Consider the following 13,705-nt stretch of genomic DNA (forward strand, 5'->3'; position numbering starts at 1 on the left):
TGGCTGAAAACCACCGGGAACAGGGGAAGGCAGAGCGATGACGACCGCTGACGTCGACAGCGAGAGACCGAACGGCAGATCGGGCCACGGGCCGGCGGACGACTTCGAAGTCTTCCGGGACGACTGGGGGATACCCCATCTGAAGGCCGGCAGCGCGCTCGCGCTCGCCCGCGCCCAGGGCCACAACGCCGCCCTGGACCGCGCCTGGCAGCTGGAGACCGAGCGCCACCGGGTGCTCGGCACGACCGCCGCGTACCTCGGTGCGGAGGTCGTCGACTGGGACCGGTTCGCCCGGCGGGCCCGGCTCGCCGACACCGCCCGCCGCTGCTACGACCGGCTCGCGCCCGAGACCGCCGCCTGGGTGAGCGCGTACGTCGCCGGGGTCAACGCGGGCCTGGCCGACGGGGCCGCCCGCGCGCCGGAGTTCGCCGCCGCCGGGCTCGCCCCGGGCCGCTGGGAGCCCTGGACCCCGCTCGGCGTCTGGCTCTCCACGCACATCCTCTTCGCCGGGTTCCCCACCAAACTCTGGCGTGAAGAGGTCGCCCGCAGGCTCGGCGACGACCGCGCGACCCTCTTCGCCACCGACGGCCCCGGCACCTCCGGCTCCAACGGCTGGCTGCTCACCGGCGCCCGCACCACCACCGGCGCCCCGGTGATCGCGGGCGACCCGCACCGCTTCATCGAGGACCCGGGCGTCTACCAGCAGATCCGGCTCGCCTGCCCCGAGTTCGACGTGGTGGGCCTCGCCGTCCCCGGCGTCCCGGGCATCGCCCACTTCGGACACGCGGGCGGCGTCGCCTGGGCGATCACCAACGCGATGGCCGACTACCAGGACCTCTACCGCGAGCAGCTGCGCCGCACGGCGGACGGCGACGTGGAGGCGCTCGGGCCGGACGGCTGGTACGCGGTCCACGCCCACACGGAGACCGTCGAGGTGGCCGGGGGAGAGCCGGAGACGGTCGAGGTCGTGGAGACGGGCCGGGGGCCGGTGATCATCGGGGACGTGACCGGTGAAGTGGCCGGGGGTGAGGCCCCCGACGCGCCCGTCATCAGCCTCCGCTACCCGCCCCGCGTCTCGGGTGACCTTGGCTTCGACGTGCTCCCCGCGCTCCTCCGGGCCCGTACGGTCGCCGACCTCGACACCGCCCTCGACGGCTGGGTCGAACCCGTCAACGTGGTCCTGGCCGCCGACACCACCGGGGCCACCCTGCACCGGGTCGCCGGACACGTCCCCGTGCGCCCGCAGGCGAACCGGCTGCGGGTCGTCCCCGCGCACGACCCCGCGTACGCCTGGCGCGAGGGCGCCGAGCCCACTCCCCGTACCGAGGTCGAACCCGTCACCGGCACCGCCGTGATGGCCAACGAGCGCGGGCTCGCCGCCCCGCTCGGCATCGAGTTCGCGCCCCCGCACCGGGCCCGCCGCATACGGGAGCTGCTCGGCACGCCCCCCGGCGCGGGCGCGCGGGGGCTCACCGGCCCGCCCTGGTCGTCCGCCGACATGGCCGCCGTCCACACCGACACGCGCCTCGCCTCCTCCCGGCAGCTCCTCTCCCTGCTCGCCTGGGCCCCGGACCTCGGCCCCGACGCCGAACGCCTCCGGGACCGGCTGCTGCTCTGGGACCGCCACATGGACGCGGACAGCGCCGACGCCACCCTCTACTCCCGGCTGCGCGCCGACGTCGTCCACCGGCTGGCCGCCCACCCCGCCCTGCGGCCCGTCACGGGCGACGCCGACCCCTGGCGCTCGCCCGCCTACCCCCCGCTCTTCCGCCCCTGGCTCGCCGCCGTCCCCCGGATCGGCTACGCCCTGGAGGCCCTGCTCACCGTCGGACTCCTCCCGTACGAGGACCGGCTGGCGATCGTCGCCGCCTCGGCCGAAGCGGTGGCCGCCACGCAGGCGGAGAGCCCCTGGGGCCAGGTCCACCGGGTCTCCCCGTGGCAGGCGCTGCCGGGCGCGACCCCCGAGGAGGCGTGGCCGGGGCTCGCGGGCGACCACGACTGCGTGCTCTCCACCTCCAGCGTCCCCGGCATCACCGACCTCTTCGCGCGGGGCCCCGCCGCCCGGTACGTCTGGGACCTGGCCCGCCGCGAGGACAGCCTGTGGGTGGTGCCGTTCGGCGCGTCCGGCGTACCGGGCTCCGCCCACCACCGCGACCAGAGCGAACTGTGGGCGAGCGGCCGGCTGGCCCCCGTCACCACGGACTGGAACCTGCTGCACCGCACCGAGGAGAGCACCACCACCATGACCACCACCCCCGAGCCCACCGCGGCCGCCGCGTCCACCGTCCCGGCCCTGCGCCCCGCCGTCCACGAGCAGAAGGTCGAGGGCTTCGGCGTCGTCCGGCTCGTCCCGGTCGACCCGGCGGCCGACGCCGAGCTGCTGCACGGCTGGGTCACCGAGGAGCGCGCCCGGTTCTGGGGCATGGCCGACCACACCCGCGAACAGGTCCGGGAGATCTACGAGTTCGTCGACTCGCTCCCCACCCACCACGCCTACCTGGCGCTGCGCGACGGCGTCCCGGCCGCGCTCTTCCAGACGTACGAGCCGGACGCCGACCCGGTGGGCGAGTGCTACGACGTCCAGCCCGGGGACTTCGGCATCCACCTGCTGATCGCGCCCGCCGAGGGCGAGGGCGCGGTGAAGGGGTACACCGACGCCCTGCTCACCGCGTTCATCGGCTACGTCTTCAGCGACCCGGCCCACCTGCGGGTCGTCGTCGAGCCGGACGCCCGCAACGAGAAGGCGCTCGCGCGGATGGTCCGGGTCGGCTTCGAGCTGGGCCCGGAGATCGAGAAGCCGGAGAAGACAGCGAGGCTGGCGTTCCTGACCCGGGCGGCGCTGGGCCTGGTCTGAGGGCCGTGGTCCTGCCGTACGGCGCTCAGGGGCCGCTCCGGACGGGCCGTCGGCGAATGCCATGATGGGGAGGGGCGGGAGGCCTCCCGCCCCCGTACACAGGACGACGCAGACACCTCACGACAAGGGAAGCGCCATGGCCACCGGAACCACCGACAGCCCTGCCACCCTCTATGCGCCCGTCTCGGTCGGCCTGGGCGTCGTCGCGGTGATCCTCTCCTTCTTCCTCGCCGTCTTCGCGCTCCTGGCCGGCGCTCTCGCGGTCACCTTCGGCGTCCTCGGTCTGGTGAGCAGGGTCCCGGTCAACCGGACCCAGTGCTACATCGGCGTCGCCGCCGGTGCCGTCGGCGTGCTCCTCCCGCTCTTCTTCCTCTTCGCGTACACCGGCGGCCTCTGAGCCGTTGCCTCTTGGGGCATTGCCCTTAAGGGCAATGCCCCAAGAGGCAATTGAACCCTTCTGTCCCCCTTCCTAAGGTCAATGACAGGTGCCTGACATCAGGGCGCCCGATGTCATGGCCTCGGCCGTGGCGTCGACGGGGATGAAGGGAAATACATGCAGTTCTCGCGTTTCGCCAAGGTGACCGCGCTGTCCGTGACCCCGCTCGCGCTCGTCGCGGGCGGCTTCCAGGCGACCGCCCTCGCCTCGGGCTCCGCCTCCGGACCGGCCTCCGTGGTCTCCTCCGACCGGACCGGTCCGGCGTTCGCCGTGTCGCAGCTGTCCGCCACGTCGTACGGCGGGCTGAAGGACGTCACCGGCTTCGCCGCGGACAGCGCCCAGGGCAAGGCGCTCGACGCGCAGGGCCTCGGCGTCGCGCGGGCGGCCTCCGGCGAGACCGCCGTCGTCGACACCTCGTCGGCGGACGAGGGCATCACCTCCGCGGCCGGCCAGGGCTTCGTGGAGCTGTCCTGGAAGGCCTACGCCGAGAACGCCCAGTACGTCATCACCCGCGACGGCAAGGAGATCGCCCGGCCGGGCGCGGGCGCGCAGTCCTTCCGGGACACCGCCGTCAAGCCGGGCGCCCAGTACGACTACCAGGTCATTCCGCTCCTTCCCGAGGGCGGCCACGCCGGGGCCAAAACCTGGGGCATGAACGTCTCCGTCCCGGCCTCCGGTTCGCTCACCGGGCTGCGCGGCCAGGCGGTCCAGCAGGCCAAGGCGGCGGCCGCCGCCAAGACCACCACGCTGAGCTGGGTCGCGTTCCTGCCGTTCAAGAAGGTGGACGCCCCCAAGGCCGGCTGCGACTACAAGAAGGGCTACCAGTACGGCGGTGACAGCCGTTCCAAGTTCGACTGGAAGTCGGACAAGTACCGCGCGGCCCTGCACGCCACCGTCACCTGGAGCAACAAGAAGGTGGTGGGCAACAAGTCGGTCAAGCCCACCCACGTCTACAAGAAGTCGACCGGCAAGAAGGTCGCCACGAAGACGGCCACGGACAAGCACATGACCGCCAAGAAGCTGGGGTCGGGCAAGAACTCCGTGGACATCCGGTTCGTCATGCACGCCGCGAACCCGTTCTGCAAGGGGCTGGGCGGGGTCAAGGGGGCCATCAGCGGCGCGGCCACCATCAACATGACCAAGAGCGGCAACTGGACCATCCGCTCGGGCAAGCACCGCCTGATGCCCAACCACCACATCTACATCTACAACGGCGGCAAGGTCACCAACGTCTACACCCGCAAGTACGTCGGCCTGCCGTGCCTGATCGGCTCGGTCCTGTGCCAGGAGGCGGACCTGACGGGCCGCTACGGCAAGTTCTGACCCTCCCTCCGCAGGGTCCCTCCCTCCGCAGGGTTGAGCCCTCTGTGGTCGCACACGCGGCTACAGAGGGCTCGTCCCGTCCCGGTTCAGCTCGCCGCCCGCCCGGAACAGCCGCCGGGCGACGACGTGACCGCGCCCGGCGGCCATCCGGAACCACGGCTCCGCCGCCGCGAGACCCTCGCGCTCCTGGACCAGCCGGCCCAGCTCCCACATCGACTCCACGTCCCCGGCCTTCACCGCCTGCCGCAGCATCCGCTCGGCGGCGTCCGGCCGCCCCTGGCTCCGCGCGTCCAGGGCGAGCGTGCGCAGCCCCCGTACGGCGTGGGCGTCCCCGGCGGCAGCGGCGACGGCCAGCTGCCGGGGGTCCGGCGGGCGGCGGTAGCGCTGGGCGATCAGCAGCAGGACGCCGGCCGCCCACATGATCCAGCTCAGCCCGATCAGCGTGTCGCTGCCCAGCCACACACCGGTCAGGCTCAGCACCCCGCCTGCGGGCAGCAGGAAGAACCCCAGTCCCATTCCCATCCCACGTCCTCTCCCGCAGTCCTGGTCTCAGGCTATGGCCAGGGCCGACACGGTCTCGGAATTCTCGGGCGTACGGCATACCTTGGCCCCCCGTACAGACGACGGAGGTGTTCGATGCGGATCGCCACAACCATCTTCCTCACCGACGAGACGGTGACCCCCGTGCGGCTGGCGCGCGAGCTGGAGCAGCGCGGGTTCGCCGGGCTCTATCTGCCCGAGCACACCCACATCCCGGTGAGCCGCCGCACCCCGTACCCGGCGGGCGGTGACCTGCCCCGTGAGTACGGCCGCACCCTGGACCCCTTCGTGGCGCTCGGCCAGGCGGCGGCCGTCACCGAACGGATCACGCTCGGCACCGGGATCACGCTGGTCGCCCAGCACGACCCGGTCGACCTGGCCAAACAGGTGGCGACCCTGGACCACCTCTCCGGCGGCCGGTTCACGCTCGGCGTCGGCTACGGCTGGAACGTGGAGGAGGCCGCCGACCACGGGGTCGAGTGGTCCACGCGCCGGGAGCTGGCGCGCGACCGGATGGCGCTGATGCGGGCGCTGTGGTCGGCCGAACCGACGGCGTACGAGGGGGAGTTCGGGTCGGTCCAGGCGAGCTTCGCGTTCCCGAAGCCGGCTCAGGCGCCGCGCGGCACCGTCGTCGGCCCGCGCACGCTGATCGGCGGCGGGGCGGGCCCGAAGCTGTTCGCGGCGATCGCGGAGCACGCGGACGGCTGGCTGCCGATCGGCGGCCGGGGCCTGACAAAGTCGGTCCCGAAGCTGCGGGCGGCCTGGGAGGAGGCGGGGCGCGACCCGAAGGAGCTCCAGGTGGTGCCGTACGCCGTCCTCCCCGACGCCGGGAAGCTCGCGCACTACGCGGAGCTGGGCATCGAGGAGGTCGTACTCCAGCTGCCCCCGGCCGGTGAGCGGGAGGTGCTGCGGGTCCTGGACGGATACGCGGCGTTCCTCTGAGACGCCTCTCGGGGCGTCCATGAGGCCGCCCCGTGCAACCGGGGGCGCCGACAGGGCATCCTTACCCTCGGGGGATCGCAAACGTGGGCACCGCCCGTACGTGCTTTCGGGCGTGCGGGCGGGGGGCCCGCCTGGGTGGGGAGTGGAATGAACAGGCCGTTGCGGCACATAGCCATCTTCTGCGGGCTCCTGATGCTGGGGCTGCTGCTGCGGGCGAACTGGCTGCAGCAGGTCGACCGCGTGGAGCTGTCCCAGCACGAGAAGAACCACCGGGTCCGGTTCGAGCGGTTCGCCACCCCGCGCGGCGACATCATCGTCGGCGGCAAGGCGATCACCGGCTCGAAGGAGACCGAGAGCAGGGACTACACCTTCCGGCGCACCTGGAAGGAGGGCCCGATGTACGCGCCCGTCACCGGGTACGCCTCTCAGGCCCAGGGCACCTCGCTGCTGGAGCGGACGTACGACAGCGTCCTCAGCGGCCAGGACGACCGCTTCGCCTTCCGGCACGCCAAGGACGTCCTCACCGGGCAGCCGAGGCGCGGCGGCAGCGTGATCACCACGATCGACCCGAAGGCGCAGAAGGCGGGCTACAAGGGGCTGACCGACCTGGGCGCCCGGGGCGCGGTCGTCGCCCTGGAGCCGAGCACCGGCAAGGTGCTGGCCCTGGTCTCGACGCCTTCGTACGACCCCGGGGTCTTCGCCGGGATCTCGTTCAAGGAGAGCGACCGCTTCAAGAAGCTCCTCGACGACAAGGCCAAGCCGCTGGCCAACCGCCCGCTGCGCGAGACGTTCCCGCCCGGCTCGACCTTCAAGATCCTCACGGCCGCGGCGGCGCTGGAGCACGGCGTCGTCTCGGACGTGGACGCGCCGACGAAGGCGGTCTCGCCGTATCCGCTGCCGCTCTCCCGCAACAAGATCGGCAGCGAGGCGGGGGACGGCATCTGCAACAAGGCGTCCATGAAGACTGCCATGCAGTACTCCTGCAACAACGTCTTCCTCGACGCGGCGGCCGAGCTGGGCGAGGACCGGATGCGGGAGACGGCGGAGAAGTTCGGCTTCAACGAGGACGTGTACGCGGAGGAGTTCGGCGACATGCTCGCCACGAAGAGCCTCTACCCGGCCGAGCTCGACAAGCCCGGCACGGCCCTCACCGGCATGGGCCAGGGCAGCCTGACGAGCACCCCGATGCAGATGGCGATGGTGACCGCGGCGCTCGCCAACGACGGCAAGCTGATGCAGCCGTACATCGTGGAGGAGCTGAAGGGCCCGGACCTGTCCACGCTGGAGACGAACAACCCGGCGGAGATGAGCCAGGCCGTCTCGCCCGAGACGGCGAAGAAGGTCCAGGAGATGATGGAGCACACCGCGAAGGAGGGCAGCGCGCAGCGCGCCCTGATCGACGGGGTGACGGTCGGCGGCAAGACGGGCACCGCCCAGCGCGGGGTGAACGTGCGCGACGAGGTCCCGTACGGCTGGTTCGTCAGCTACGCCAAGACGGACGACGGCCGGTCGGTCGCCGTCGCCGTCTTCATCGACCCGACGGACATGGACATCTCCCGCTCCGACATCTCCGGCGGCCGCCTCGGTGCCCCGATCGCGAAGAAGGTGATGGAGGCGGCGCTGGGCAAGTAGCCTGCTGGGCGCCGGAATTGGCCGGTGCATTGGCCTAGGCCAATGCCCTCCAGCCCTCGTACTCTCATCCGTAGCCAGTGGCACACGCCCCCCACCCCGGTTGCATGCTGGCGCGGGCACCCCCACCGAACTCTGCCCCGAGCAGCCAGGGTGAACTCCCCCACTCGCCGCCTCCAGGAGGCCACGGTGAAAGTTCGCACCAGAAGCTCGGCGATCATCGGCGCACTTTTCCTCGCAGCGACCCTGACCCTGCCCCTGACGCTGACCACGGCGTCGGCAGAAGAGCCCTCGGCGCAGGTGGTGCTGACGGAAGTGGCCCGCGCGCAGGGCCCGTCGGCCGGCGCGGCCGGACCGGACGGCAAGGTCTGGATAGCCGAACGGTCCGGAACGGTGCGGGTGTTGGGCGACTACGGTCTGGGTGACCCGGTCCTCGACATCTCCGACGAGACCACCACCGACGGTGAACGCGGCCTGCTGGGCGTGGCGTTCGACCCGGAGTTCGCGCACTTCTACATCTCGTACACGGACCTCGAAGGCACCAGCACCATCGACGAGTTCGCGGTGGCGGACGGCGAACTCCAGCCGGAAACCCGGCGCACGGTCCTCACCCAGGAGCAGCCGTACCCGAACCACAACGGCGGCGACATCAAGTTCGGCCCCGACGGCTACCTCTACATCGCGTTCGGCGACGGCGGCTCGGGCGGCGACCCGCACGGCAACGGCCAGAACCTGGACACGCTGCTCGGCAAGATCCTCCGCATCGACCCGACCGGCGGGGAGCCGTACGCCATCCCGTCCGACAACCCGTTCGTGGCGGAGGAGGGCGCGAAGGACGAGATCTGGGCGTACGGGCTCCGCAACCCGTGGCGGTTCTCCTTCGACGCGGGCACGGGCGACCTGCTCATCGGCGACGTCGGCCAGAGCGAGTGGGAGGAGATCGACTGGGCCCCCGCGAGCAGCAAGGGCGGCGAGAACTACGGCTGGTCCTCGATGGAGGGCAACCACCCGTTCCGCGGCGGCACGGAGCCGGCGAACCATGTGCCCCCGGTCCACGAGTACGACCGCAGCGGCCTGGGCTGCTCGGTGACGGGCGGCTTCGTCTACCGGGGCGAGGCGATCGAGGGCCTGGCGGGGAGCTACGTCTACAGCGACTACTGCGACGGCACGCTCCGCACGCTGCGCATCGAGGACGGCGCGGTGACGGAGGAGGGCGACCTGGGGGTCCAGGGCGGCGAGGTGATCTCGTTCGTGGAGGCGGGTGACGGGGAGCTGTACGTGCTGGCGATAGGCGGCGCGGTCTCCCGCCTGGACCCGGCGTAGGGGCGCCCCCCCTTCCGGCACACCGGGCCCACCCCTTCAGCCCGTCCGGCGTTTGAGGGCGAACCCGGGCCCACCCCAGCCCGTCCGGCGTTTGAGGACGGAACCCTTGCTGGGGTGGGCCCGCGCTGTTCTCGGGCTCCTCGTGCGCGAGACCCTCGCAGGTGCCTGGCCCCCCACGGACACGGGTCCGTCCTCAAACGCCGGACGGGCTGGGTGGTGGCCCGCTTCCGTGCTCGCACGCCGGACGGGCTGGGTGGGTCGGCCCGAGAATTGACATGCCCCCGGCCCCACACCTTGTGCGATCATCACGTGCGCCCCCTTCACGCGGCGCTCACAACTCACCGCTCCGGGGGGAACGGACCCATGCCACGCCACCTCTGTACGACCGCGAGATCCGCGGCGTACACCGCGCTCCTGCTCGCGCTCACCGTCCTGCTCTCCCTCCTGGCCCCCATGGGAACGGCCCAGGCGAACCCCCCGGCCCCGTCGGCCCCGCCGGCCGCCACCGAGGACTGCCCGGCCTTCCCGCTCTCCGCGTTCGGCGAGGCCGCCCCGGAGGGGAACACGCTCACCCTCCCCGCCGAGGGCACGGCCTGCTACACCTTCACGGTCGAGAAGCCGGGCCTGCACCGGCTCGTGAAGTCCGGAGGGAACGAGGTGACGATCACCGTCCACGACGGTGAGGAGCAGGTCGACTGCTACGACACTGACTGGGGCGCCGGCTGGTGCCGCCTGGAGCGCACCGGCGCGTTCACGCTGCGACTGACGAACAGCTGGGACCCCAGCACCGTCACCTTCGCCCTCACCCCGCTCGCCACGGACGAGGGATGCACGGCACAGGTCCCCACCGACGGGAACAGCGCACCCTTCGTCGCCCGGGCCACCGCCCCCACGGCCGTGCAGTGCGCGCGGCTGGACGCGAAGCCGGGCGAGCGGCTCACCAACACCGTCACGACCACCGGATACGGCCAGAGCACCTCCTGGATCACCGACGGGACCGGCGCCCGGATCTGCCCGAGCCGCCGCGAGGACGACAACGACGGCTGTGTGCTCCCCGGCAACGGCCCCTACCGTGTCCTGACCCAGGTCACCAACGCGGAGGGCGGCTTCCCCGCCGAGTACACGCTGAAGGTCCGCCGGATCTCCGACCCGGTCGGCTGCACCCACGTCCCCCTCAACACCTACAACTCCGCGCCCACCAAGGCGACTCCGGCGTCCGGCTGCAAGACCTTCACCGCCCCGCACGCGGGCCCGTACGAGGTGTACGGCGTCGACTCCTCCCGTACGAAGCTCAAGGTCTACGACCGCGCGGGCAAGACGGTCTGCTCCCCCTGGAACGGCTGCGAACTCCCTGCCGCCGGTGACTACACCGTCCACACCCACGACGCCACGCTGATCCTCGACCGCGCCTCGGCCGCCGGCTGCGAGAGCGCCGAGCTCGGCCTGTACCGCTCCACCTTCGCTTCGGCCGGTGAGATCGACTGCGTCCTGCTGCCGCTCCCCGCCGGAGCCCGGCTGGCCGCGCTGACACCGCTCTCCGGGCCCGCGCCGCGCCCCGACCTGACGCTGTTCGACGCCCGGGGCGCCTACGTGTGCGGCAGCGACGGCCTGTCGGACGGCACCTGCGCCCTGACCGGCACCGCGCCGTTCCGGCTCCAGGCCTCCACCGACAGCGCCGACCCGGCGACCGGTCCCTACGCCGTCGCGCTGCACCGCACCGACGCCGCGAGCGGCTGCCCGGTGCTCCCGGCCGGTGACTTCACCGCGCAGAGCGCATCGGCCCGGGTGACCATGGGCGGCGGTGTCTTCTCGCAGTGCTTCAGCATCCCCGCCGACGCGCACAGCGCGAGGGAGAACATCCAGATCCAGGCGGCGCCCGGGACGCGGTACGGCGCCGACTTCACCGTGCTGGACCAGGACGGGGAGAAGGTCTGCGCGACCTACTCCGCGCTCTCCACCTGGACGACCTGCGCCATGGCTCCGGGCGCCGAGCACACCGTGCTCGTCAACGGCCGCGACGCCGACGCCTCGTACACCCTGACCCGCCGCGACGTCACCGCGACGGCGAAGGGCTGCACACCGAATCCGGCGACGAAGGTCGGCGGCGCCTCCTCGGCCGGTGTGATGGGAGCGCCGGGCGACCTGCGCTGCCGTCGGGTGACCACGGCCGACGCCGAGGACGTCGTGCACCTCGATGTCCGTGACGCCCTGGGCACGGCCAACGTCGTGGCCTACGACGCGGACGGTACCGCGCTGTGCAACAGGAACCAGGCGTGCGCGGTCACCGGCTCCACCAGCTACCAGGTCCTGGTCACCGTACGCACCGGGCTGAAGGCGGCCCCCGACTACCGCTTCGACGCCGTACGTATTGCTACCGCCACCGGCCCCGCCGAGGGCTGCGTACGGGTCCCGAATGTGAGTTACGGATACGGCCCCGTCACCGGCACCCTCGACGAGGCGCGCAGCACGTTCTGCGCGGTGCTGCCCACCGCCTACAGTGACCGCTTCCAGATGGAGATCAGCGACACGACGGGCGCCGAAGAGACCGCCGTGCCCTCGTTGTACGACCCCAGCCTCGGCAACGGCTGCGCGCTGCACATCCCCGGCGGCTACCACTGCGGTGTGTCCGAGCCCTACACGAAGGAGGTCACGCCGAGCACGCTGGTCCTCTCGCTGCCGGAGACCGCGGCGAAGACCTCGTACCAGGCCAAGGCCGTCTGTTCCATCTTCCGCTGCGGCACCGAGCAGGTCACCATCGGCACGGTGAGCCCGGCGACGGGCGCGGCCGGCAGCAGGGTCACGGTGACGGTGACGGGCACGGCGCTGCACGAGGAGGACGTCGTGCAGCTCTACGTCAACGGCAAGGAGATCGAGGCGAAGACCACCGCCGTCTCCGCCGACCGCAGGACGCTCACGGCGGTCCTCGACCTGACCGGCGTCCCGACGGGCACCTGGTCCCTCAGCGTCATCACCCACAACGGAGTGCAGTACCTGCGGAATCCGTTCACGGTCACCGCCGCCCCGTTGACGAGCACCAAGCCCCCGGTGATCAGCGGCCAGGCGAAGGTCGGGGCGAAGCTGACGGCGGGCACCGGGTCCTGGACGGCGGCGCCGTCCTCGTACGCGTACCAGTGGAAGGCGGACGGTACGGCGATCGCGGGCGCGACCGGAGCCACGTACACCGTCCCGGCGAAGCTGCTCGCCAAGAAGATCACGGTCACCGTCACCGCCCGCCGCAGCGGCCACCCGGACGGCCAGAGCACGTCGGCGGCGGTCACGGTCGCCAAGGGTGACGCACCGAAGGCGTCGGCGAAGCCGGTGATCTCCGGCAAGGTGAAGGTGGGCGCCAAGCTGACGGCCGGGAAGGGCACATGGGCGCCGAAGCCGACGGCGTACACCTACCAGTGGAAGGCGAACGGTACGGCGATCGCGGGCGCGACGGGTGCGACGTACACCGTCCCGGCGAAGCTGCTCGGCAAGACGGTGACGGTCACCGTCACGGCGGCGCTGACCGGCCACAGCAGTGGCAGCGCCACCAGCGCGGCGGTGAAGGTCGCGAAGGGTGACGCACCGAAGGCGTCGGCGAAGCCGGTGATCTCGGGCAAGGCGAAGGTGGGCGCCAAGCTGACGGCCGGTGCGGGCAAGTGGTCGCTGAAGCCGACGTCGTACAGCTACCAGTGGTACGCGAACGGCAAGGCGATCGCGAAGGCGACGGGGTCGAAGCTGACGCTGAAGGCGGCGCAGCGGGGGAAGAAGATCACGGTGAAGGTCACGGCGCACCGCACGGGCCACGCGAGCGGCGCGTCGACGAGCGCGGCGACCAAGGCGGTCGCCCGCTGACGCCCACCCCAGCCCGTCCGGCGTTTGAGGACGGAACCCTTGCTGGGGTGGGCCCGGCGCTCAGAGGCCCCTGAGGTACGAGACCCTCGAAGGTCGGCCGCCCCCCACAGCCCCGCTTCCGTCCTCAAACGCCGGACGGGCTGCGTGGCCCCCCACCGCCGGGCGGGCCGGGGAAAGGCCCACCCCCACCAGCTCCGTCAACGCGTTGACCCGGAAGTCCGCCGCCCCCACCACATCCGGATGCTCCGCCCACCAGTGCCCGTACGCCCCCCGCCGCAGATGCGCCGTCCGCAGCCCCGCCGCGGCGGCGGGGAACAGGTCGTCCGCCGGGTGATCGCCCACGTACAGCGTCGCCGACGGCTCCGCCTCCGCCACCTCCACCACCCGCGCGAAGAACGCCGGATCCGGCTTCCGTACGCCCCACTCGCCCGAGGTCACCACCAGATCCGCCGGCAGGTCCAGCGCCCGCAGCAACTCCCCGGCCCGCACCGTCCCGTTCCCCGCCACGACCACCCGCACTCCCGCCGCCCGCAGCTCCGCGAGCGCCGGCCGCACGTCCGGGTAGAGGTCCGACTCGTCGAGGTGCTCACCGCGCCCGGCGGCGGCCCGGGCGAGGTACGCCTCGTCGACGTCCATGTCCGGCCGCAGCACCCGCAGCGCGTCCGTGGCGTCACGCCCCTGGGCGACGGCCGCGCCCACCAGCGCGCTGAGCGTGTGCGCGGGCACGCCGAGCCAGTTGGCCCAGGAGGCCCAGTGGCGGTCGTCGCGTACGAGGGTTTCGCCGATGCCGAGGACGATCGTTTCCATCACCGTGCCGA

9 protein-coding genes are annotated in these 13,705 nt (G+C 72.3%); 7 read left to right on the forward strand and 2 right to left on the reverse strand.

What is annotated here, in order from left to right:
* Positions 1-37: 37 nt before the first annotated feature.
* The 3 genes from IF17_RS01000000136600 (at position 38) to IF17_RS0121340 (ending at position 4,613) form a co-directional block, all read left to right on the forward strand.
* A complete protein-coding gene (locus IF17_RS01000000136600; RefSeq protein WP_078615984.1) occupies positions 38-2,854 on the forward strand; it encodes a GNAT family N-acetyltransferase in 2,817 nt (938 codons plus the stop codon).
* 136 nt (positions 2,855-2,990) lie between these two features.
* Positions 2,991-3,251 (forward strand): hypothetical protein, encoded by a 261-nt coding sequence (locus IF17_RS0121335; RefSeq protein WP_030568300.1) that lies wholly within the window; start codon positions 2,991-2,993, stop codon positions 3,249-3,251.
* Positions 3,252-3,407: 156 nt separating this feature from the next.
* Entirely contained in the window at positions 3,408-4,613 is a 1,206-nt protein-coding gene (locus IF17_RS0121340) for a hypothetical protein (protein ID WP_030568302.1), read from the forward strand.
* Between the two features lie 60 nt (positions 4,614-4,673).
* On the opposite strand, the gene IF17_RS0121345 is transcribed toward IF17_RS0121340, so the two are convergent.
* On the reverse strand, positions 4,674-5,129 hold the full coding sequence (locus tag IF17_RS0121345; RefSeq protein ID WP_032772361.1) for an SEL1-like repeat protein: 456 nt from the start codon (positions 5,127-5,129) through the stop codon (positions 4,674-4,676).
* A gap of 120 nt (positions 5,130-5,249) precedes the next feature.
* Between IF17_RS0121345 and IF17_RS0121350 the strand changes: the two genes are divergently transcribed.
* From IF17_RS0121350 to IF17_RS0121365, 4 genes are all read left to right on the forward strand, one after another.
* Positions 5,250-6,095 (forward strand): LLM class F420-dependent oxidoreductase, encoded by an 846-nt coding sequence (locus tag IF17_RS0121350; protein WP_030568305.1) that lies wholly within the window; start codon positions 5,250-5,252, stop codon positions 6,093-6,095.
* A gap of 147 nt (positions 6,096-6,242) precedes the next feature.
* The gene (locus IF17_RS0121355; RefSeq protein ID WP_030568307.1) at positions 6,243-7,727 is read left to right on the forward strand and encodes a peptidoglycan D,D-transpeptidase FtsI family protein; all 1,485 of its coding nucleotides are present in this window, start codon (positions 6,243-6,245) and stop codon (positions 7,725-7,727) included.
* Positions 7,728-7,913: 186 nt separating this feature from the next.
* On the forward strand, positions 7,914-9,047 hold the full coding sequence (locus tag IF17_RS0121360) for a PQQ-dependent sugar dehydrogenase (RefSeq protein WP_030568309.1): 1,134 nt from the start codon (positions 7,914-7,916) through the stop codon (positions 9,045-9,047).
* Between the two features lie 363 nt (positions 9,048-9,410).
* Positions 9,411-12,887 carry a hypothetical protein gene (locus IF17_RS0121365; RefSeq protein WP_030568311.1) on the forward strand — a complete coding sequence of 1,159 codons (3,477 nt, stop codon included), beginning with the start codon at positions 9,411-9,413 and terminating at the stop codon, positions 12,885-12,887.
* Positions 12,888-12,947: 60 nt separating this feature from the next.
* On the opposite strand, the gene IF17_RS0121370 is transcribed toward IF17_RS0121365, so the two are convergent.
* A complete protein-coding gene (locus IF17_RS0121370) occupies positions 12,948-13,694 on the reverse strand; it encodes an HAD family hydrolase (RefSeq protein ID WP_030568313.1) in 747 nt (248 codons plus the stop codon).
* Positions 13,695-13,705: the final 11 nt, after the last annotated feature.

Origin of the sequence: Streptomyces cyaneofuscatus (assembly GCF_000718135.1) — a bacterium.
GTDB lineage: Bacteria > Actinomycetota > Actinomycetes > Streptomycetales > Streptomycetaceae > Streptomyces > Streptomyces cyaneofuscatus.

What these genes read in the sequence shown, in the direction of transcription:
- IF17_RS0121370 (WP_030568313.1), bottom strand. Translation starts at nt 13,694, where the DNA reads ATGGAAACGATCGTCCTCGGCATCGGCGAAACCCTCGTACGCGACGAC.
- IF17_RS0121335 (WP_030568300.1), top strand. Translation starts at nt 2,991, where the DNA reads ATGGCCACCGGAACCACCGACAGCCCTGCCACCCTCTATGCGCCCGTC.
- IF17_RS01000000136600 (WP_078615984.1), top strand. Translation starts at nt 38, where the DNA reads ATGACGACCGCTGACGTCGACAGCGAGAGACCGAACGGCAGATCGGGC.
- IF17_RS0121345 (WP_032772361.1), bottom strand. Translation starts at nt 5,129, where the DNA reads ATGGGACTGGGGTTCTTCCTGCTGCCCGCAGGCGGGGTGCTGAGCCTG.
- IF17_RS0121340 (WP_030568302.1), top strand. Translation starts at nt 3,408, where the DNA reads ATGCAGTTCTCGCGTTTCGCCAAGGTGACCGCGCTGTCCGTGACCCCG.
- IF17_RS0121365 (WP_030568311.1), top strand. Translation starts at nt 9,411, where the DNA reads ATGCCACGCCACCTCTGTACGACCGCGAGATCCGCGGCGTACACCGCG.
- IF17_RS0121350 (WP_030568305.1), top strand. Translation starts at nt 5,250, where the DNA reads ATGCGGATCGCCACAACCATCTTCCTCACCGACGAGACGGTGACCCCC.
- IF17_RS0121355 (WP_030568307.1), top strand. Translation starts at nt 6,243, where the DNA reads ATGAACAGGCCGTTGCGGCACATAGCCATCTTCTGCGGGCTCCTGATG.